The sequence below is a fragment of the Variovorax paradoxus genome (assembly GCF_022009635.1).
Lineage (GTDB): Bacteria > Pseudomonadota > Gammaproteobacteria > Burkholderiales > Burkholderiaceae_C > Variovorax.
This window is the reverse complement of record NZ_CP091716.1, coordinates 7,427,521-7,446,542: the sequence shown is the minus strand read 5'-3', so window position 1 is coordinate 7,446,542 and position 19,022 is coordinate 7,427,521. Positions and strand designations below refer to the sequence as shown.

General features: G+C 66.8%; 16 protein-coding genes and 3 pseudogenes. 4 read left to right on the top strand and 15 right to left on the bottom strand.

Annotation, left to right across the window (positions count from 1 at the left end; translation table 11 throughout):
- Positions 1 to 80 precede the first annotated feature (80 nt).
- The 7 genes and pseudogenes from L3V85_RS34985 to fhuF form a co-directional block, all read right to left on the bottom strand.
- Positions 81 to 2,471 (bottom strand): TonB-dependent receptor, encoded by a 2,391-nt coding sequence (locus L3V85_RS34985; protein WP_237677134.1) that lies wholly within the window; start codon positions 2,469 to 2,471, stop codon positions 81 to 83.
- A gap of 126 nt (positions 2,472 to 2,597) precedes the next feature.
- A complete protein-coding gene (locus tag L3V85_RS34980) occupies positions 2,598 to 3,677 on the bottom strand; it encodes a FecR family protein (protein WP_237677133.1) in 1,080 nt (359 codons plus the stop codon).
- Entirely contained in the window at positions 3,674 to 4,306 is a 633-nt protein-coding gene (locus tag L3V85_RS34975) for an RNA polymerase sigma factor (protein WP_237677132.1), read from the bottom strand. Before L3V85_RS34975 ends, L3V85_RS34980 begins: the two co-directional genes overlap by 4 nt.
- A gap of 136 nt (positions 4,307 to 4,442) precedes the next feature.
- Positions 4,443 to 5,759, bottom strand: coding sequence for a lysine N(6)-hydroxylase/L-ornithine N(5)-oxygenase family protein (locus L3V85_RS34970; protein ID WP_237677131.1), 1,317 nt, complete (start codon positions 5,757 to 5,759; stop codon positions 4,443 to 4,445).
- Positions 5,741 to 6,337, bottom strand: a pseudogene (locus L3V85_RS37580) (GNAT family N-acetyltransferase); the annotation flags it as partial. The pseudogene L3V85_RS37580 and the gene L3V85_RS34970, both read right to left, overlap by 19 nt.
- A 546-nt stretch (positions 6,338 to 6,883) precedes the next feature.
- Positions 6,884 to 7,825 (bottom strand): annotated as a pseudogene (locus L3V85_RS37575) (alpha/beta hydrolase fold domain-containing protein); the annotation flags it as partial.
- Between the two features lie 65 nt (positions 7,826 to 7,890).
- Entirely contained in the window at positions 7,891 to 8,664 is a 774-nt protein-coding gene (gene fhuF, locus L3V85_RS34960) for a siderophore-iron reductase FhuF (protein WP_237677129.1), read from the bottom strand.
- A gap of 156 nt (positions 8,665 to 8,820) precedes the next feature.
- On the opposite strand from fhuF, the gene L3V85_RS34955 reads away from it, so the two are divergent.
- From L3V85_RS34955 to L3V85_RS34945, 3 genes are read left to right on the top strand one after another with little or no spacing between them, the layout of a single operon-like run.
- Entirely contained in the window at positions 8,821 to 9,060 is a 240-nt protein-coding gene (locus L3V85_RS34955) for a hypothetical protein (protein ID WP_237677128.1), read from the top strand.
- Between the two features lie 41 nt (positions 9,061 to 9,101).
- Positions 9,102 to 10,781, top strand: coding sequence for a cyclic peptide export ABC transporter (locus L3V85_RS34950; protein ID WP_237677127.1), 1,680 nt, complete (start codon positions 9,102 to 9,104; stop codon positions 10,779 to 10,781).
- 45 nt (positions 10,782 to 10,826) lie between these two features.
- On the top strand, positions 10,827 to 11,399 hold the full coding sequence (locus L3V85_RS34945; RefSeq protein ID WP_237677126.1) for a Fur family transcriptional regulator: 573 nt from the start codon (positions 10,827 to 10,829) through the stop codon (positions 11,397 to 11,399).
- Positions 11,400 to 11,470: 71 nt separating this feature from the next.
- Here the strand turns inward: L3V85_RS34945 and L3V85_RS34940 are convergent, their stop codons facing one another.
- From L3V85_RS34940 to L3V85_RS34925, 4 genes and pseudogenes are all read right to left on the bottom strand, one after another.
- Positions 11,471 to 11,635 (bottom strand): hypothetical protein, encoded by a 165-nt coding sequence (locus L3V85_RS34940; protein ID WP_237677125.1) that lies wholly within the window; start codon positions 11,633 to 11,635, stop codon positions 11,471 to 11,473.
- A 66-nt stretch (positions 11,636 to 11,701) separates the two neighbouring features.
- Positions 11,702 to 12,685 (bottom strand): IS5 family transposase, encoded by a 984-nt coding sequence (locus L3V85_RS34935; RefSeq protein ID WP_237676703.1) that lies wholly within the window; start codon positions 12,683 to 12,685, stop codon positions 11,702 to 11,704.
- A 75-nt stretch (positions 12,686 to 12,760) separates the two neighbouring features.
- Positions 12,761 to 13,492: pseudogene (locus tag L3V85_RS34930) on the bottom strand (cation-transporting P-type ATPase); the annotation flags it as partial.
- A gap of 207 nt (positions 13,493 to 13,699) precedes the next feature.
- Positions 13,700 to 13,903, bottom strand: coding sequence for a hypothetical protein (locus L3V85_RS34925; RefSeq protein WP_237677123.1), 204 nt, complete (start codon positions 13,901 to 13,903; stop codon positions 13,700 to 13,702).
- Positions 13,904 to 14,295: 392 nt separating this feature from the next.
- Between L3V85_RS34925 and L3V85_RS34920 the strand changes: the two genes are divergently transcribed.
- The gene (locus L3V85_RS34920) at positions 14,296 to 14,775 is read left to right on the top strand and encodes a low molecular weight protein-tyrosine-phosphatase (RefSeq protein ID WP_272934525.1); all 480 of its coding nucleotides are present in this window, start codon (positions 14,296 to 14,298) and stop codon (positions 14,773 to 14,775) included.
- Between the two features lie 3 nt (positions 14,776 to 14,778).
- Here the strand turns inward: L3V85_RS34920 and L3V85_RS34915 are convergent, their stop codons facing one another.
- The 4 genes from L3V85_RS34915 to L3V85_RS34900 all read right to left on the bottom strand — a co-directional run bounded on the left by L3V85_RS34915 (position 14,779) and on the right by L3V85_RS34900 (position 18,983).
- Positions 14,779 to 16,620, bottom strand: a complete 1,842-nt coding sequence (locus tag L3V85_RS34915; protein WP_237677121.1) for an alkaline phosphatase D family protein — start codon at positions 16,618 to 16,620, stop codon at positions 14,779 to 14,781.
- Positions 16,621 to 16,732: 112 nt separating this feature from the next.
- A complete protein-coding gene (locus L3V85_RS34910; RefSeq protein ID WP_237677120.1) occupies positions 16,733 to 17,161 on the bottom strand; it encodes an acyl-CoA thioesterase in 429 nt (142 codons plus the stop codon).
- Positions 17,161 to 18,462 carry a TRAP transporter large permease gene (locus L3V85_RS34905; RefSeq protein ID WP_237677119.1) on the bottom strand — a complete coding sequence of 434 codons (1,302 nt, stop codon included), beginning with the start codon at positions 18,460 to 18,462 and terminating at the stop codon, positions 17,161 to 17,163. Before L3V85_RS34905 ends, L3V85_RS34910 begins: the two co-directional genes overlap by 1 nt.
- Entirely contained in the window at positions 18,459 to 18,983 is a 525-nt protein-coding gene (locus L3V85_RS34900; protein ID WP_237677118.1) for a TRAP transporter small permease, read from the bottom strand. The genes L3V85_RS34905 and L3V85_RS34900 overlap by 4 nt, the downstream gene beginning before the upstream one ends.
- Positions 18,984 to 19,022: the final 39 nt, after the last annotated feature.

The window sequence follows — 19,022 nt, the reverse complement described above, 5'->3', positions numbered from 1 at the left end:
CGCAAACGAGTCTGGAGGGAAAGCCGGAGAAGAGAGCCGCGCGGCTCAGGCGGCGACGGCCTGGCAGCGCATGCTCGTCGTCAGAACTGCACTTGCGCCGAGAACGCCACGCTGCGCGGCGAACCTACGTAGTAGCTGTTGAGCCAATAGCTCTTGTTGGTCACGTTTGCCACATTCAGGCGCAGGGTCAGTGGCTTTCCCCCGACCTTGGTGGCGTAACGCATGCCGATGTCGGCGGTGGTCACGCCCGGCAGGCGGTCGGTGTTGGCCGCGTTGGCCCACTGTTTGCCGGTGTAGTAGATGCCGCCGGTCAGGCTCAGGCCGGGCACGGGGAGCTCGTACTCGGAGTAAACCTTCGCCACGACCTTCGCCACGTTCATCGGCGCGTTGCCGTTGAAGTCGGAACCCTTCACCTTGGCGTCGAGCGCGGTGACGCCGCCGACCACGGTCCACTTGTCGGAGAGCTTGCCGGAAGCGTTGAACTCGATCCCCTTGTGGTTCTGGCGGCCGTTTTGCGTGTAGACGTTGTTGCTGTCGGTGAATTCATAGGCCTTCTCGATGTCGAACAACGCGGTGGTCAGCAGCATGTTGCCCACGGTGGCCTTGATGCCGATTTCCTTCTGCTTGCTCACCATCGGGGCGAGGATGGCGCCGTAGTTGGACGCGGTGTCTGGTGCGATGCCGCCCTGTTCCAGGCCCTCGATATAGCTGGCGTAGGCGGTCAGCCAGGGCACGGGCTTGTACATCAGCGAGACCGAGGGCGAGTTGCGGCTCTTGTCGTAGTCGGGCTGCGAACGCTCGCCGGTGGAGGTCAGCGACTCCGTGCGGATGGTGCTGTGGTTGAGGCCCACGAGCAGCGACCACTGGTCGTTGAACTGGATGTTGTCGCCGATGACGTAGTTGGAGTTGACCACGCGGCCCGAGTAGTAGGGCGCGTACAGGTTGGGCGGGAAGTACGGCTCGGGCACGTAGGTCGGCGCATTGAAGGGGTAGGGGCCTTGCCAGCCGGTGTTGGGGCTGCTGAGCGTGCCCCACGACTTGTCGGAGTACATGTAGTAGCCGAGAGTGAGCTTGTGCGCGACCGGGCCGGTGTTGAAGGTGACGTCGGCCAGGGCGGAGCCGGCGTCGAAGGTGTCCTTGGTGCGGCCCGAGCGGATGCGGATCTGGCTGAAACCGTCGGTCGAGGCCACGCTGTTCATCGTGTGGTCCTGCACCGGGCGGTCGATGTTGTCGCGCATGTAGGCCGCGCGCAGCGTGACGTTGTCGCTGAGCCGGTACGTCGCCTTGCCCATCAGCTTGGTGTTTTCGAACTCGTCGCGCACCCACGGCTGGCTCCAGTTCTTCTTGGCGTCGGGGGCACGGCCGTGCGGCACGCCGTCGAAGAACCAGTAGGCGGAGGTGCCGGAGGTCTGGTATTTGTTGTAGACCGCGTTGAATTCGAGCAGCAGCTTGTCGGTCACCTGCCAGTCGACGGCGGCGCTGACCAGCGTGCGGTTGATCGTCTGGTCGTCGACGGCGGTGCCGCCCTCCTGCTTGACCACGTTCAGCCGGTAGCCGGCGCGGCCGGCTTCGTCGAAGCGGCCGCCGAAGTCCCCGTGAACATAGCCCTGGCTCCCGCCGTAGTTGCCGACCGTGACGCTGTTGAGGCGCTCGATGGTCGGGCGCTTGTAGACGTAGTTGATCATGCCCCCCGGCGACGCAGCGCCATAGAGGAAGCCCGACAGACCGTTCAGGATCTCGACGCGCTCCTTGTCTTCGAGCACGGCTGCGTGGTTGTAGATGCGGCGCATGCCGTCTTCGGCGATGTTCGAGCCCTCGAAGCCGCGGATGCTCACGAGCGGGCTCCAGCTCGTGACCTGCGGCGTGGAGGTACGGGTGGACGGATTGAGCTTGTAGATGTCGTCGGGCGATTGAGCCTGGATGTTCTGGATCAACTCGCGGGGAACCACGCTCATCGAGAACGGGGTGTCCTGCAGGCTCATGCTGCCGAATGCGCCGACCGAGGACACGGTCTTGGCACGGTAGCCGTCGGCGGCCGTGCCGTCCTTCTGCAGCGAGGCGGCCGAGTCGGATTCGAGCGAGTCCGTGACCAGGACTTGCGGCAGCGTCTTGCCGGAATCGGCGCTGCTTGCGGCGCGGATGACCACCGCGCCGCCTTCGCGCGCGGCGCTCAGGCCGCTGCCGGCCAGCAGGCGGTCCAGTGCCTGTTGCAGCGTCAGTCGCCCGGAGACGGCCGGCGCGCTGACGCGTGAAACCAGATCGCCGGAGGCCAGCACCTGGATGCCGGTCTGCCGGGAAAGTTCGTTCAACGCCGCCGCCAACGGCTGTGCCGGCACGCTGATTTCGAAGGTAGGCACGGCCGCCTGTGTGGACGCCTGCGCCGAAGCAAGGTTGCTCCAGCTGACAAAGGTGGTTCCAAAGGCAGCGGCAAGCGCGGCGCTCAGAAGGCGGTGGCGAGGCGAAGAACGCATGGGTCAGGGCTCCAGGTCAGGTAAATGCGACGTATTCGTACTTTTGGGCGGAGGCCCCCCGAAAAATCGGAGCCTTGCCGCTTCTCAAAGTAAGACGTTTGAACTCGCCAAACAGAGACAGCCTGTTCAAAAGGCGGTGCCGCCATGCGGCCAGGCCTGCAGTTCCACGCTGCCATCCGGCCGGGAGACGGCGGTCACCGGCAGGATCGTCGGCAGCAGCGCCACCAGCGCCACCGAGTCGTTGCTGCGGAAGCGGCCCGAGAGGCGCAGGGCGTCGATGCGCGCATTGGCGCCGACGATCGGGCTGGCGCGGTAGCTGTTGACCACCGCCAGCGCCTCGCCCAGCGGTGTGTTGTCGAACACCAGCCAGCCGTCGCGCCATGCCGAGAGGGCCCTGGTGTCTGATTGCCGCACCGCATCGGCGTGGCCGTCCCGCACTTCAATTAGTTCGCCCCTGCGCAGGTCGATGACTTCCGTGGCGTTCGCGTAGGGCGCTCCACCGTCTTGCCGGGCGCGAACCTGCACGCGGACATGCCCCTGTTCCACCCCCACGGTGATGGGTCCGCCACGGTCGCGCACGGTGAAGACCGTGCCGACCACCTCGATGACGGCACCGCGCGTGCGGACCTGGAAAGGGCGCCGCGCATCATGCGCCACCTCGAAGCGCACTTCGCCGCGTGCCATCTCGACGACGCGGCGCTGCCGATACAGCGTGACATCGATGGCGCTTTGCGGTGCGATGTCGAGCTGGCTGCCCGGCGCGTCGCCGGCGCCATCCGCGAGCGACACCTTCAGCATCTGCGCGGTGCGGGTGTTGTAGGCCGCATGAAAAACCGGCTGTTGCCAATACCACTGCATGCCGCGGCCCGCGACGAGGCCGCCGCCCAGCAGCCCCGCAATGGAGAGCAGCATCTTGCGGCGCTGCGACCGCCGGCCGGACTCGGTCGCCGCCGCGGCGGCCATGCCGGCTGCCGGATCGTCGAAGTGCGCGCGCAGGTCGCCGGCCATGCCACCGAGCGCGTCCCAGCGATGGCGCGCCTCCAGCAGCGCCGCCGCATGCTCGGGCGATCTGCTGCGCCATTGATTCATGGCCATGCGGGCGTGCTGCGCGGCCTCGCCCGGCGCGATCTCGCCCTCGACGATCAGCGCGAGCGCGCGCTCGATCAGCCGTTCGCGCGGAGCGCTCATTGCCATGCTGCCGCTCACGAGAAGTCTTCGGCCAGCGCAGTATCGAAGCCGGCGTGGTTCTGCACGTGCTGCGGCTCGATCAGCTCGGCGCGCAGCTCGGCGAACACCCGCGAGCAATCGATGGTGGCGCGCAGCAGGTGCTTGGCCACGGCCATCTCGGTGATGTCCAACTGCTGCGCGATCTCCGCGCGCGTGTGGCCGTAGGCGCGAAACAGCAGGAACACCTGGCGCCGCCGCGGCGGGAGTTTTTCCATGGTCTCGACCACCCGCGCCAGCACACGCTGCTGCGCCAGGATGAATTCGCTGGACGGCGCCACGAGGTGCGTGCCGATGGCGGCATGCGTGCCGACCCATTCCTGCGCCACCTTGCGGCGGCGCGCATCGTCGATGCACAGGTTGCGGGCCACGCGAAAGAGCAGGGCGCGGGGCGATTCGATACCGCTGCCGGCGTCCTTCGCGTCATCCGGTGCCGCCACTTCGGCGCCGGTACCGCGGGCCGCGCCGAGCGACTTCGTGGCCTGTGCGAACACCCGCTCGAAGCTCGACTGCGCGATGTCGGCCGCGTAGTGGGGATCCCTCAGGTCGCGAGTCAACTGCCGGCGCAAGTCCGCATAGTGAGCTACCAGTTCCTGAACGAGGTCGCGCATCCGGTCGCCTTCTCGCAAGCATCGACGATGAGCCCCGGAAACCTGCCGCTGCACTGCGCGTCGGTGATCTCGGGGGAGGTTAATAAGAACTATTCTTATTAAGTGTATCACCGAGCCGCGTCATGCCCGTCAAATGTCAGAGCACGGCCGCCGCACGAGGTGTGCGCTCCGCGGCCTGCGTCGGCTGCGCCGCTGCCGTGCGCGGATTCGCGTTCAGCAAGGCCTGGCCGATCTCGTCCGAGCGGATCGCGGTGACCGAAAGCAGCGTGTCGCTCAGGCCATGGCTCATCTCGCAGGCGCCCTGCAGGAAGATGCCCGGCTTCAGCTCCGGCGCAGCCTGCAGCCGATAGTGGCGGTCGACCGTGAAGTCGCCCAGGTACGGGGCGATCGGATCGAGCAGCGCCTTGTGGCCGTCGCGCTTGTAGCCCGTGGCGAGGATCACCACGTCGTAGGCCTGGTTGCCGCGCTGGTCGGTGTTCATGTCGTGCAGCGACAGGTGAATGCCGTCGGCCGCCGCGCGCACCGCCGACACCTCGTGGCGGCGCAGGAAGCTGTGGCGCGCCACACCGGCCACGCGTTGGCGGTAGAACACGTTGAAGATCTGCTGGATCAGCTCCAGGTCGGGCGCCGCGTAGTTCGTGTGCCAGAACTCCTCCAGCAGTTCTGCGCGCTCGGGCTCGGAGCGGTTGAACACGAAGTCGGTGAAGTCGGCATTGAAGATCTCGTTGACGAAGGGGCTGTCGTCCGAAGGCTTGATCGAGCGGGCCCGCATGATCAGGTCGACCGCCGGCTTGTTCGGATGGCTCTGCAGATCCATGAAGAGCTCGGCCGCGCTCTGGCCCGCGCCGACGATCGCGATGCGCTTCGCATCCGGATGCCGCGCGATCGCCTCGAGGTAGTTGCTCGAATGAAACACGCGTGCGTCTTCCCTGAACGGCAGGAAACGCGCAGGAACGTTCGGCACACCGCCCACGCTCACCACCAGGTTGCGCGCCAGCCGCTCGCGCACGGTGCCGTCGGCTTCGCGCGAGCGCACGCGAAGCAACTGCACCTCGGCACCGCGCATCTCTGGAATCACCTCGAACACGGCCTCGCCGTAGGCGCAGCGGTCCTCGAACTGCGCCGCAGCCCAGCCCAGGTAGTCGTTGAACTCGTGACGGCTCGGGAAGAAGGTCTTGAGGTTGACGAAATCCTGCAGGCGCTGTTTCTCGTGCAGGTAATTCAGAAACGTGAAGCGGCTCGCGGGGTTGCGCAGCGTCGCCAGGTCCTTGATGAACGAGATCTGCATGTGCGCGTTGTCCAGCAGCATGTTCTTGTGCCAGACGAAGCCCGGCTGCTTTTCGATGAACAGCGCGTCCACGAACTGGCCGTGGTGGCGCTTCTCGTCGAGGGCGATCGCCAGGGCGATGTTGGACGGGCCGAAGCCGACGCCGATCAGGTCATGGATTTGCATTGGGTGTCCTCGATGGGAAGTTCGGCGCCCTTGGCCGAAGTTGGCGAAATGGTCGGTTCCCCGCGGGGAATCCAGAGGGCCTCGCCGAAGAAGCGTTCGCGCAGCAGCAGGCCGAGCATGGCCCGCTTGTGCGGAAAGTCGAACTCCTTGACGTGGGCGTAGCCGCAGCGGCCCAGGCTCTTGATCATCTTGTGGTTGTCCGCGCGCGGCTCGATCACGATGCGCTGCGTGCGGCAGTCGTCCAGGAAGAGGTAGTGCGACACCGAGGGCATCCATGCCGTGAGGAACGGCTTGCCGCGAAAGCGCGCCTCGCCGATCAGCGCATGCCAGCCGCGGTCGTGGTCGCCGGCGTCGTAGAAGGGCGCGATGCGGTCCTCCTTGGCCCAGTAAACCTCGAAGTAGCCGAAGGCCTCGCCGTCGAGCCGGCCGACGAGCCCGGTGACGCGCGGATCGGCGGCAATGGTCTCGAGGTAGGCGCGGTGCCTGGCAAGGTCGCCTTGCTCCTCCCAGAAATGGGCCACCACCGGGTCGTTCATCCAGCGGTTGAAAGCCGCCAGGTCGCGCTCGATGTCGACGGTGTCGAGCGTCAGCGTCTGCGACAGCCACGGAATGTGGCGCTGATAGACCGTGCCGACCGGCTTGGCCGGGCGCATCGGATGGCGCCGGCCTTGGCTCAAGGTGTAGCGCTGTGCGAAGGGCTCGCGCGGGTTGCGCTGCCACACGCGAGGCAGCTGCCAGAAGGCTTCGCGCGAGACAACGCTCGGCTGCGAGCCGTACGCCGCACTCGCCGCGCCCACGTCCACCAGCCACGCGGTGCGTGATGGCGGCACCTCCAGCGACAGCGTGCAAAGTTCCGGATGGCGCACGAAAGCCGCCTCGATGGCCGCCAGCAGATGCGATTCCTCGGGGGGCTGCGCGCCGTGGTCTGCCGGCCATTCCAGACGCAGCGCATCGGCTTGCTTGCGCAGCGCCCATTGGCTCGTGCCCTCCTTGCTTCCCTGCGGACCGACGCTCAGCTTCGCCGCGTCGAGCCGCACTTCGAGCGGACGGCCGTCGGGATGCGCATGGAACACCCACGCGCCGATCGAAGCCGTGGCGGCCGGCGACGTGGACACGGCCGGACGCTGGAACGCGTCGGCCAGCATCCGCGCGATCGCGGTGCGCAGCGCATCGGCCTCTTCCACCACCTGGCTCAGGCGCGCGAAGTCGTGGACCATGCCCTCGTGCACGTCGAGCCGGGTGCGCACACCGGCGGCCTGCAGCCGCTCGGCATAGGCCTTGCCCTCGTCCACCAGCGGGTCGTATTCCGCCAGCACGACGTGCGCGGGCGCCAGGCCCGACAGGTCCTGCGCGGCAAGCGGCGCGAAACGCCAGTCCTGGCGGTCCTGATCGCTGCGCAGGTAGTGGCCGAACATCCACTGCAGCGTGCGCTGCTCGAGCAGGTGCCCGCTCGCGTAACGCCGGTGCGAAGCGCTGTCCTGGCGAATGCTGGTGCAGGGATAGAGCAACAACTGCAGCAGCGGCTGCGCGCGTCCGGCTTCGCGGGCGGCCAGGGTCAGCGCCGTGGCCAGTGTGCCGCCGACGCTGTCGCCGCCGAAGGCCACGCGCGCGGTATCGAGACCGTGCGAGCCGCCGTGCGCCGCGAGCCATGCCGCTGCGTCCTCGGCGTCATGAAACGCAGTCGGAAACTTGTGCTCCGGCGCCAGCCGGTAGTCGACCGCCAGGACGGCACAGGGCGTGCGCAGCGCGATGGAGCGACACAGCGCATCGTGCGAATCGAGCCCGCCGACGACGTAACCGCCGCCGTGGAAATACAGCAGGGTCGGCAGCGCCGCCGCGGTGGCGCCTCCCCGGTACAGCCGCGCGTGCAGCGTGGCACCGTCGCGGGCCTGGAAGGCGATGTCCTCGACCGGCAGGTCGGGGCCGACGCCGTCCAGCGCCACGGTCGATTGGTCATAGCTGGCACGCGCCTGCGCGGGAGACATGTCGCACATCGGCGGACGCCCGTCTTCTTCGGCGAGGGCGGCCAGTTCGAGGAAGGCTTCGAGATCGGGATGCAGTGGCATGGGAATCGCAGTGGCACCGATGAATGGATGCTTATCCGCAAATGACGCGCGGCAAGTCTGTTTGTTTAGCCGGTGGTCTTGCGAAATTGCGGCGCCAGCGGGCACGCGCCGCAATAGCCTTCCTCGGGCAGCAGGTAGTAAAGGCAGCACTGCCGGTGCAGCGTGAGCGGCTCGGGCGCGCCGGCATGCATCCGCACGACCTTGCGCTGCACGGTGAACATCGGGTTGTCGTCGCCGCCCCAGTGCGGCTGGTGCAACAGATGCTGCAGGTCTCTCGCGATGGAGGGGGCATGGCCGCTCAACGCCAGTCCCTGTTCGAGCACGGGCTCCAGGTAGCGCGACGCGTTGCCCCAGAGGATCTTGGGCGCGATTCGCGTCAGCCGCGTCAGCTGCGCGAAGAGCGGGGCCAGGTGCTCGTGGAGCAGCACCGCGTAGCGCGCCGCGGTGTCGGCCCCCGCAAGCGCCTGCCCCTCGTGCGGAATATGAAAGCGCTGCGGCACGGCCCCGTCGGCCAGGGTCAGCCAGACCTGTGCCGGCGCCATCGGAAACACGTGCTGCAGCAGGCTGGCCGCCGCGGCCACCGGTGGCAGCAGAGCACTCAGGTAATCCATGCTCCATGCCGATGCCACCGGGCGCAGGTCGGGTTTGCGCATCCGCAGGTGCCGTGCGTGCGCCTGCAGCAAGCCGGCAAGCAGCGCCGGGTCGGTGACGAGGTCGGCCACCCGCACGGCGCCGGCCGGCGGCTGCGGCGCGCACGCCAGCGCTTCGCCATAAGCGGCCCACTCGCCCCGGAAGATCGGCGCCAGCAGGGGAATCATCGACAGGGCGCGACCGCGCAAATCATGCTCATCGCTGATGGAGACGGTTGGCGCGCCCAGCGGTTTAGTGCGGCGCAACAGTTCACGAAATTGCGACGTGCGGATGACATGCGCTAAACATATGGCGGCAGGTCGCGTCTATCCACGCATCCACAGCAGTCCGGCCTCCCGAATGCGATGAACTCCCGACACCAGGTTCCTTCCGATCCGGCTTTCAGCGAGGCCTGGCGACTCTTTCGCGAGCTGCATGACGCGCCCTCGCTCGAACGCGCGGAGAAGCTGGTCCTGTGGCTGGGGCGCGATGCGAAACATGTGCGCGCGCTCGACGAGGCGTTGACCCTCTGGGCGCTGGCCGGTGCGGCGATGGTCGGTTCCGCTCCCGGCGACGAGTCCCGGCAGGAGCCGACGCTGCAATAGCGTTTGCTAAACATTCGGGCGGTCGTCCCGTCATACCTGTCATGCAAACCCAACCCGCCGGCGCCAAGGCATCCGACCTCCTTCGGCTGCTGAAGCCCTTCACCCCCTGGATCGCGCTCTCCTCCGTCACCGGCATCGGCGCGGGCGTGGCCACCGTGGCGCTGCTGGCGACCATCAACGAGGTGCTCAGCCGGCCCGGCGGCATGGCCGGCGGCCTGCTGCTGACCTTCGTGGCGCTGTGCGCGGTGGCGCTCGTCGGCCGCGCGATCTCCGACATCTCGAACAACGTCGTGGGCCAGCGGCTGGTCGCGCAGGTGCGCAAGGATCTGGCGCAGAAAATTCTTGCGGCGCCCATCGACGCGCTGGAGCGCTACCGCATGCACCGGCTGATGCCGGTGCTCACGCAGGACGTGGACATGATCAGCGACGTGGCCTTCATGCTGGCCGCCACCATGATCTCGCTGGCCATCGCGCTGGGCTGCCTGGGCTACCTCGCCTGGCTGTCGCTGCCGCTGTTCGGCCTGCTGGTGGTGGCGATGCTGATCGGCGTGGCCGTCCAGACCTGGGCCCATGGGCGCGGCATCGCGGGCTTTTTCCAGTCGCGCGAGCAGGAAGAACTGTTGCACAAGGCCTACCGCGGCATCAGCGAAGGCGCCAAGGAACTGCGCATGCACCGTGCCCGCCGCGCCAAGGTGTACGAGGGGCAGATTGCCCGCACCGTCGACAACATCCGCGACATCAACCGCCGCGCGATCAACACCTTCGTGCTGGCCACGTCCTTCGGCTCGGCGCTGTTCTTCCTGCTGATCGCACTGATCCTCGGCTGGGCCGCCTGGCGCACGACCGAGCCGGTGGTGCTCAGCGGCTTCGTGCTCGTGCTGCTGTTCATCAAGGGCCCGATCGACCAGATCGTCGGCGCCCTGCCGCACCTCGGCCGCGCCAGGGTGGCCTTCGAGCGCATCGCCGACCTGTCGGCCCGCTTCGCCACGCCGGAGCCCCACCTGCACCTCGGATCGCCGCCCACGTCGCCGCCGCTGCGCAACGCCATCGAGCTGCGCGGCGTGCGCTACGCCTTCGACACGCCCGAGGGCAGCGAGGCCTTCGTGCTCGGCCCGGTGGACCTGCAGATCGGCCGCAGCGAGATCGTCTTCATCGTCGGCGACAACGGCTCGGGCAAGACCACGCTCATCAAGCTGCTGCTCGGCCTGTACGTACCGCACCAGGGCGAGGTGGTGCTCGACGGCAAGCCCGTCACGCCCGAGACGCGCGACGACTACCGCCAGCTCTTCACCACGGTGTTTTCCGACTTCTACCTGTTCGAGGATCTCGTGGCCGGCGAGGAGGGCGGCCACCAGGCGCTGCCGGAGACCGCGCTGCCCTACCTGCAGCGGCTGGAAATCGCGCACAAGGTGTCGGTGAAGGACGGCGCGTTCAGCACCACCGACCTTTCCACGGGCCAGCGCAAGCGGCTTGCGCTGGTGCACGCGTACCTCGAAGGCCGACCGGTGCTGGTGTTCGACGAATGGGCCGCCGACCAGGACCCGACCTTCCGCCATCTCTTCTACACCGAGCTGCTGCCCGAACTGCGTGCCAAGGGACATTCGCTCGTCGTCATCTCGCACGACGACCGCTACTTCCACGTGGCGGACCGCATCGTCCACATGAAGGCCGGACGCGTCGCGCAGGACACCAAGGCGCCGGCGCAAGGCCTCGCGGCCTGAGCGCACGGCAACGACACGGGCAGGCGGCAACAAGTGCGCAAGTCGATGGCATTTTCAGAGACGCGCCGAGCGCAGGTGCCGGCGAACGAGAGTTTTTCGGAGCAACTGCGCAGCTTGGGCATCCGGCCCACGGTCATTCGGCTGTGCGTGTTGCAGACGCTGGCGGAAAGCGATTCCGAATGGCTCGGCGGCGAGGAAGTGTTTCGCCGCATGCTCAGGCGCGGCACCGCCACCGGCCTGGCGAGCGTCTACCGCGTGATCAAGGAGCTGGAGAAAGTCAGGCTCGTGCAGCGCGAATGGGAGCGCAGCCTCGGTGGTGCGCGCGCGGTTCACCGGCTGCGGCGCAGCCAGGCGCCCGAAGGCATGGTGCGCCTGCGATGCGGGGGCTGCAACGCGAGCGTCGAGGTGGTCGACGAGGCGTTGCACGAGGGGCTGGTGCGCGCGGCGCAGGCGCATGGCATGTCGCTCGGTGGCCCGGTCACGGTGCAGCTCGCCTGCGCGCAGCCGGACTGCGCGCGTTGCGATCAGGGGTCGGCGCCGGTTGCGCACGCGGGCGACACGCTGCCGCAGCGGCCGGCCGTGGGGCATGCTGCGCCGGTCAGGCTTCTTGCGATGTAGGTGGTGGTTTCTCGACGGATGCCGGCAGGCATCGGCGGGTTCGCCGGCACGTTCCGCCGCGTACGCCGCGCTCAGGCGAGCGCCACATCGAACAGCGCGCGGATCAAAGGCCGGTCCTTGCGCACCGCCAGGCAGCACAGCGAGTAGCTGATCGACAGCTCGCTGTCGTCGATCGGGACCGCGGCAAGGCCGGGCAGGGGAATGAACTCGACCTGGGTGACGAAACCGATGCCCATGCCATTGGCGACGGCGTTGGTGCATGGATACCGCTGGGACCGGGGTTACCCCAACCCCGCAGGGGCTTAGACGGCAGCTGCTGAAGTGCGGACGGAGTTCGGGCGTCCAGCGCTCAGCATGCGGTTGAGCACCGCCACCGCAGCATTTGCCTCGGCCTGCTGGCCACGTGGATCACGGGCACGCAACTTTGGCCCGATGATGGCCTTGAAGCGACCCATCGTGGTTTCCACCAGCGCACGTTTGCCGTAGCCATAGGCCTCTTGCCACTCCAGCCGTCCCAAGCTTTGAATCATCAACAGGTGGTTGTCGCGTGTGGTCGGCGCTGCCTCGAATTGCGCGCTGGGCTGGGCGGTAACGCGCGGTGGAATAATGACGTCGATTTGCGTATCGCGTTGGGCAATCCGCTCGTAGGTTGGCTCGCCGTCATAGGCGCCGTCGGCGGTAACAGAGGCGACTTCGTGCTCGATCTGATCAAGCAGTGGACCAACCTGAGATGGGTCATCGACATCCTGGCCAGTCAAGACCGACGCCTCGATGTGCCCCGTGCTGGCGTCCACTGCCAAGTGCAGCTTTCTCCAGCTACGCCGCGACTTTTGTCCGTGCTTTTTCTGCAGCCATTCGCCTGCGCCAAACAGCTTCAGCCCGGTGCTGTCGATCAACAAATGCAGCGGCCCGGCGGGCAGCGCGCACTGGCGTGGCAAAGCCTTGAGGGTCATGCTTCGGCGACTCAAGGTAGTGTGGTCGGGGGCCTTCAGATCAATCTCGAGAAGCTGGAAAATCGACCTCATCAAACCCTCGGTTTGTCGCAGGGCTTGGCCAAATACCAGGCGCAGCATCAGGCTGGTTTGGATGGCCTGATTCGAATAGATGGACTGCCCGCCTGGTGTGCTGCGCGCTTGGGCTGGCCAGAGTTGCATCGCCTGCGGGGTAACCCAGAACGTCAGGCTGCCACGGTTGCGAAGTCCCGATTCATATTCGGGCCAGTTACGCACGAAGTGCCGCATCTTCGGAATATGATGGCGGTGATCGGCGTTGAATTTGTTGGGCATGTGGCGGGAGGCGGTCTTTTTATCAGGGCCGCGAGCCTAACAGAACGCCTGCGCAGTATCCATGCACCAACGCCCGACGAACTTCTCGACCGGCATCGCCTCGCCCGTCAGTGCCGACTGGCTGATGAACAGGTCCTTGGCGGTGAGCAGGCGGCAGTCGGCGGGGACCATGTCGCCGGCCGACAGCGCGATCACATCGCCCGGCACCAGGTCGCGCATCGGCACCTCGACGCGCACCGTGCCGGCGTGCGTGGCATCGAAACCTTCGTCGCCCGCCGATCCCGCCTTCTGGCCCGGCGCGGGCCGCAGCACCGTGGAGGTGTTGCTCACCATCGCCTTGAGGCGCTCGGCCGCCTTGTTGGAGCGCGACTCCTGCAGGAAGCGCAGCACGGTCGACAGCACCACCATGCTGCCGATGACCAGCGCGGCCTTCATGTCGTCGGTGACGTAGGAGATCAGCGCCAGCACCGTCAACAGCAGGTTGAACGGATTGCGATAGCACTGCCACAGGTGCTGCCACCAGGGCAGCGGCTTCTCGTGGCGCACCTCATTGCTGCCGAGGCGCTTGTGCAGCACCTGTGCATGGCCTTCGCTGAGGCCGCGCGGCGAACTGTGGAGCTTGACCAGCATTTCGCCGGCGTCGGTGCGCGAGGCGGCGTCCAGGGCCTTGGCGATGTCGGCCGGCATGCTGACCGAACCGGAGGCCGCGGGCTTCGAGCCCAGCAGCGTCTGCCAGCGCTCGAAGTGATGCAGCATGTGGCGGCTGCGCAGGAAGCTCTCGAAAAAGGACTTCAGGACGTTTTTCATTTTTTCTCTCCTTCACGGCGGCAGCGCGGGCCGTGAAGGAAAGAAAAGCGCACACGCTGGTCAATCAGGCGTGACGGTCTCTCCGCAGCACGGCGCGCAGCACTCTCTCAGGCTGGCAATCGATCGGAACAACGAATGAGGCGCGCGGGGGCGCAAATGAGGGGCTGGGTCCATGGGGGCCTCCTGTGTCTGCATGCGTGGGGGGCCTCAGCGATGAGCCGGGCGAGCGGACGGATCGAGAAGCACCAGGCAACTGCGGATGCGGCGCGTGGTCCAGAGTGCGGCGGCCTGGTCCAGCGTGTCGTCGATGCGGGGCTCGGTGGTGCCTGCGGGCGTGCGGGGGTTGTGCAGCGTCCGCGGCTGCGCCGGCTGCTGTTGCAGCGGCTGCTGACGAAGTTCGAGATGACGCATGACAAGGCTCCTTCGCGTTGAAGGGCCTCGCGCGCGGACGCACGCAAGCTGACTGAAAAAGTCAGTGACGACAGAAGCGGGTATCGGGAGGGGAGAACCGCTTGCCGCAAGGGCAAGAGGGTCACGCTGCGTGCACGGCGGCCACAGCGCGGGAAGCCTGCGCTAGAGAGCCTGGAGTGTCACGCCTGCCGAGGCACGCGTCTTGTCACTGATCCAACTGGCACTGTCCACGCACGAGGCTCCGAAATGAAGATCTGACGATTGTTGCACCGCGGCATGCGATGCGTCAACCTTTGGGATGGTGTTCTACGATGCGAAAGAGGGCTTATCGCCTTCCTGTTGCGATTCGACAATGGCGTGCGGCGTGACTCTTCCGATCGGCATTCATCCAGATGACAAAACCATCCGTCCTCTATATCTGCACCGGCAACATCTGTCGCTCCCCTACGGCCCATGTCCTGCTCATGCACAAGGCCCGCGCAGCCGGCCTCGACATCGAAGTCGACAGCGCCGCCATCTCCGACGAGGAGCGCGGCAATCCGCCCGACCCGCGCTCGGTGGCCGAGGCCAGACGCCGCGGCATCGTGATGCATCCGCATCGCGCGCGCCAAGTGCGCAAGGACGACTTCGAGCGCTTCGACCTGATCATCGGCATGACGACGCAGCATTGCGCCGCGCTTCGCAGGCTCGCGCCTGCGGGCACGGAGGGCAAGATCCACTTGTTCTCCGAGTTCGCCGACGGCATCGAAGGCGACGTGCCCGATCCCTGGTACGGCGGCCAGAAGGACTTCATCGAAGTCTTCGATCTGATCGACCACGGCGTCGACGGCCTGCTCGCGAAGTTGCAGGCCGGCGAAGCGCCGGGCGGCTGACGGCTAGACGTTGTCCTCGATCACCGGCGTCGTGGTGCCGGCCGCAAGCCGGATGCGCGTGCGCTTCTGCAAGGGGTTCGCGGGCGCCTTGCCGTCGCCGCCCAGCGGCCGCACCTTGCTGAACACCACCGCGAATTCCTGCGCCGTCACGGTGGCGCTTGCATAGCCCTGTGCGTTGTGGTCCGCGAACACGAGGTCGGGGTTGTTGCCGCTCATCACCGCCTCGAAGTCTGTTGGCGTGGCGGTCAGCGCTTCCAGCGGCGAGCCCTTCGCACCGGCCGCAATGTAGCTGTAGAACGACGAGCTGCTGATGCCCGCGCAGAGGAAGTCGACCATCACCGGCGTGCCCGTCGCCGGGTCCGGCAGGTCGCGGATCACGCCGCACTGGAAGGCATGCAAGTCGCCCGTGATCGCCACCACGTTGCGGATGTTCTGCGCCTTCAGGTAGCCCATCAGGTCGGCCTTGTGGGCCGGGTAGCCGTCCCACGCGTCGCAGTTGACCACATAGAGTTGGTTGTAAGGAGCTGGTGCCGCCTGGCGCATGTCGATCCACATGCGGCTGAGCGATACCTCGTTGCCCCACACCTTCCAGGTGGCGGTCGAGCCCTTGAGCGTGTTCTTCCACCACGCGGTCTGCGTCGGACCGAGGATGCTCGGCACGCGGCCCAGCTCCTGCGTGCGCATCGCCTCGAGCTGCAGCAGCGTGCTTTGCGGCGCGAAGTAGCGCGAGCCGATGGAGCTGTTGCCGTTGACGGGATCGGCGCCTGTCTGCTGGGCGACCAGCGCTTCCGAGATCACGTGGTCGTCGCGGTACAGGCGCTCGTCGGTCATCACGAGGTGCAGCAGCGGGCCGAAACGGAAGTCGCGGTAGATCTTGATGTTGTCGTAGGCCGGGTTGTCGAGGTCGAAAGACACATCGCCGAAATCCACCGGCATGTATTCGACCCAGGCCTGGCTCGCGCTGCGGCGGCGCGCGGTCTGCTGCGTGTTGGCGTTGGTGTAGGTCTGGTGGTCTTGCCAGCAGTCGTCGGAGAACTCGTGGTCGTCCCAGATCGCGATCAGCGGGAACTTCGCGTGCAGCCCCTGCAGGCGCGGGTCGCCGCGGTAGGTGCGGTACAGGGCGCGGTAGTCGTCCACCGTGTTGGCATACACGCTGCCGTCGGCCAGCGCCACGCCGTTCGGCAGCTTGATCGCGGTGTGCGCCGGCTCGGCCACGCCGGCCTGGAACTTGGCGCCGACGGTCTCGTACACGTAGTCGCCCACGTGCACGGTGAAGTCGAGGTCGTCTTCCGCGGCCATCAGGTCGAGCGCGCCCCAGTGGTTGATCGACCAGTCCTGGCAGGTGAACCATGCGAAGCGAAGCTGCTTGCGCGTGCTGTTCGCGGCGGGGGCGGAGCGCGTGCGGCCCACGGGGCTGCGGTCGCTGCCCGCCACGAAGCGGAAGAAGTAGCGCGTGTCGGCGGCCAGGCCGGTGACCTTGGCGCGCACCGTGTAGTCGAACTTGGCTGTCGCCTGGAGGTCGACGCGCGCCACCGTCGTGCTGAAGTCGGCGTTGTCGGACACCTCCAGCCGCAGCGCGACGTTCGCGCCCGCCGCGTCGAGGCGCACGCAACGCGTCCAGAAGACGATGCTGCTTTCCTTCGGGTCGCCGCTGGCCACGCCTTGCGCGAAGGTGTAGCGGCCGGTCGGTTCGGCGGGGGCAGGTGCCGGTGCAGGCGCGGGAGATGGCGGTGTAAAGGGCGGAATGACGGTGCCGTCATTGCCGCCGCCGCAGGCGGTCAGGACCGGAGCCGCGGCAGCCACCGTGTAGAACAGGCCGCCGCGAAGGAAGGAGCGTCTTTCCATGGGGTTTCTTTTTTTGAAAGCGATTTGAAAGAAGGCAACAAGCGCGTGAATCTGCGCTGCTGCCATGACATCGCTGTGAAACCCCGGCGTGCCCCGCGCCGGCTGCAGGGGCCTACTCGCAGAGCACCCGGATCGAAGGCGGAATCTGCACCGCCCGTATCCCGCCGCCTTCGCGCTTCGCCCCGAAGATCCGCACTTCCTCGCATTCGAGGATGAGGTCTTCGCCGCGCGTCACGCGGTAGGTCTGCACGAAGCTCTTCTCCCGCCACTCCTTGATGCGCACCGCGATCTGCAGCGTGTCGCCATAGCTCGCGGCCTTCACGAAGCGGGTGTGCGTGTCGACCAGCGGCGTGCCGATGACGCCCAGCGTCTCGGTGGTTTCTTCCCAGCGCGGCACGCCGCACTCGGCGAAGAAGTGCCGCGAGGCCGCATCGATCCAGCGGAAGAAGTTGGGAAACCAGACGATGCCGGCGGGGTCGCAGTCGCCGAACTCGACGCGTGCGGTGTAGACGATTTCTTTGATGGCGGAGGTGTTGCTCATCAGCCCATTCTCGTTGGCAGCCACAAGGCAATGATGGGGAAGGCGATCAGGATCACCAGGCGCACGATGTCCGTCACGATGAACGGCAGCACGCCCTTGAAGATGGTGGTGAAGCTCACGTCCTTCACCACGCTCTTGATGACGAAGACGTTCATGCCCACCGGCGGATGGATCAGCCCCAGCTCCACGGTCATCACGATGATCACGCCGAACCAGATGGGGTCGAAGCCCAGGTGCACGATCACCGGATAGATGATGGGCACGGTCAGGATGATCATCGCCATCGCGTCCATCAGGCAGCCGAGCACCAGGTACATCAGCATGATGAGCGCGAGCACGCCGTAGCGGCCGATGCCCAGGCCGGTGAGGAACTCGGTCAGCTTCTGCGGGCTTTGGGTGATGGTGAGGAAGTAGCCGAACAGCAACGCGCCGATCAGCACGGTGAACACCGCCGCCGCCGTGCGCGTGGCCGACAGCAATGCCTCGCGGATCTTCGGGCCGTCGAGTTTGCGCCGCACCAGCCCGAGGATGAACGCACCGCTCGCACCCACGCCGCCCGCTTCGGTCGGCGTGAAGAAGCCGCCATACAGGCCGCCAATGACGAACACGAACAGCACCAGCGGCGCCCACACGTTCTTCAGGTCCTTCACGCGTTCCGACCACGGCTTGATCTCGCCGCCGGGCAGCCAGTCGGGGCGCAGCTTCACGATGATCGCGATGGTCATCACGTACATCGCCATTGCCAGGATGCCGGGCACGATGCCCGCCATGAAGAGCTTGCCGATGTCCTGCTGCGTGAGGATGGCGTACACCGCGAGCACCGTCGATGGCGGCAATATCGCACCCAGCGTGCCGCCCGCCGCGATCACGCCGGTCGAGAACGACTGCGGATAGTTGAAGCGCCGCATCTCCGGATACGCGACCGCGGAGAACGTGGCGGCCGTGGCCACCGACGAGCCGCAGATGGCCGCGAAGCCGCCGCAGGCCACCACGGTGGCCACGCCGAGGCCGCCGCGCAGGTGGCCGATCATCGAGTTGGCGGCCTTGAAGAGTTCGCGGCTCACGCCCGACACCGACACCAGCGCGCCCATCAGCATGAACATCGGGATCACGCCGAAGGTGTAGTCGGTCACGGTGCGCATCGATGTCTGGCCGACCAGCTTCAGCGCCGGCCCGGGGCCGACGAGGTAGCTGTAGCCGGTGACGCCCACCAGCCCCATCGCCATGCCGACCTGCACGCGCAGGAGCATCAATACGAAGAGGGCGACGAAGCCCAGGACTGCGACTGCATCGGGGCTCATTCGTCCGCCTTCTGTTCGGGGTGAGCTTCTTCGAGTTGCTCGGGATGAAAGATCAGCCGGTAGGTGCGGATGGCGATGAGCAGCACGGCGCACACGTCGCCGGCCCAGGCCACGGCATAGAAGGGCCAGGTCGGAATGTTGAGGTCGTAGGTCTGCACGTTGTCGACGTAGGTGCCGCGCACCTTGTCGAACAGCATGGCGGTCTGCACCGCCACCACGAACAGCAGCACCAGCGTGGCGAACACGTCGATCGCGCGCTTCATGCGCGGGCCCGCCGCGGTCCACACCAGGTCGACCGTGATGTGGCCGCCGCGGTAGCTGGTGGCCGCGATGCCCCAGAAGATCAGGATGCCCAGCAGCATGCGGCCGAAGTCGTAGGCATCGGGGATCGAGGTGTCGAAGAACTTGCGCAGCACCACGGCCACGAAGATGTTGAGTGCGACGATGCCCACGAAGATGGCGGCGAGCCATTCGATGAGGTTGATCGCGCGGTCCATGTAGCTGGCAGAGCGTGTCGCCATGGGGCTGCGTCTTTCTTGTGAAACGAAACGCCCCGCGCT

What these genes read in the sequence shown, in the direction of transcription:
- L3V85_RS34985 (WP_237677134.1), bottom strand. Translation starts at nt 2,471, where the DNA reads ATGCGTTCTTCGCCTCGCCACCGCCTTCTGAGCGCCGCGCTTGCCGCT.
- L3V85_RS34975 (WP_237677132.1), bottom strand. Translation starts at nt 4,306, where the DNA reads ATGCGCGACCTCGTTCAGGAACTGGTAGCTCACTATGCGGACTTGCGC.
- L3V85_RS34970 (WP_237677131.1), bottom strand. Translation starts at nt 5,759, where the DNA reads ATGCAAATCCATGACCTGATCGGCGTCGGCTTCGGCCCGTCCAACATC.
- L3V85_RS34955 (WP_237677128.1), top strand. Translation starts at nt 8,821, where the DNA reads ATGAACTCCCGACACCAGGTTCCTTCCGATCCGGCTTTCAGCGAGGCC.
- L3V85_RS34950 (WP_237677127.1), top strand. Translation starts at nt 9,102, where the DNA reads ATGCAAACCCAACCCGCCGGCGCCAAGGCATCCGACCTCCTTCGGCTG.
- L3V85_RS34945 (WP_237677126.1), top strand. Translation starts at nt 10,827, where the DNA reads ATGGCATTTTCAGAGACGCGCCGAGCGCAGGTGCCGGCGAACGAGAGT.
- L3V85_RS34940 (WP_237677125.1), bottom strand. Translation starts at nt 11,635, where the DNA reads ATGGGCATCGGTTTCGTCACCCAGGTCGAGTTCATTCCCCTGCCCGGC.
- L3V85_RS34935 (WP_237676703.1), bottom strand. Translation starts at nt 12,685, where the DNA reads ATGCCCAACAAATTCAACGCCGATCACCGCCATCATATTCCGAAGATG.
- L3V85_RS34925 (WP_237677123.1), bottom strand. Translation starts at nt 13,903, where the DNA reads ATGCGTCATCTCGAACTTCGTCAGCAGCCGCTGCAACAGCAGCCGGCG.
- L3V85_RS34920 (WP_272934525.1), top strand. Translation starts at nt 14,296, where the DNA reads ATGACAAAACCATCCGTCCTCTATATCTGCACCGGCAACATCTGTCGC.
- L3V85_RS34915 (WP_237677121.1), bottom strand. Translation starts at nt 16,620, where the DNA reads ATGGAAAGACGCTCCTTCCTTCGCGGCGGCCTGTTCTACACGGTGGCT.
- L3V85_RS34910 (WP_237677120.1), bottom strand. Translation starts at nt 17,161, where the DNA reads ATGAGCAACACCTCCGCCATCAAAGAAATCGTCTACACCGCACGCGTC.
- L3V85_RS34905 (WP_237677119.1), bottom strand. Translation starts at nt 18,462, where the DNA reads ATGAGCCCCGATGCAGTCGCAGTCCTGGGCTTCGTCGCCCTCTTCGTA.
- L3V85_RS34900 (WP_237677118.1), bottom strand. Translation starts at nt 18,983, where the DNA reads ATGGCGACACGCTCTGCCAGCTACATGGACCGCGCGATCAACCTCATC.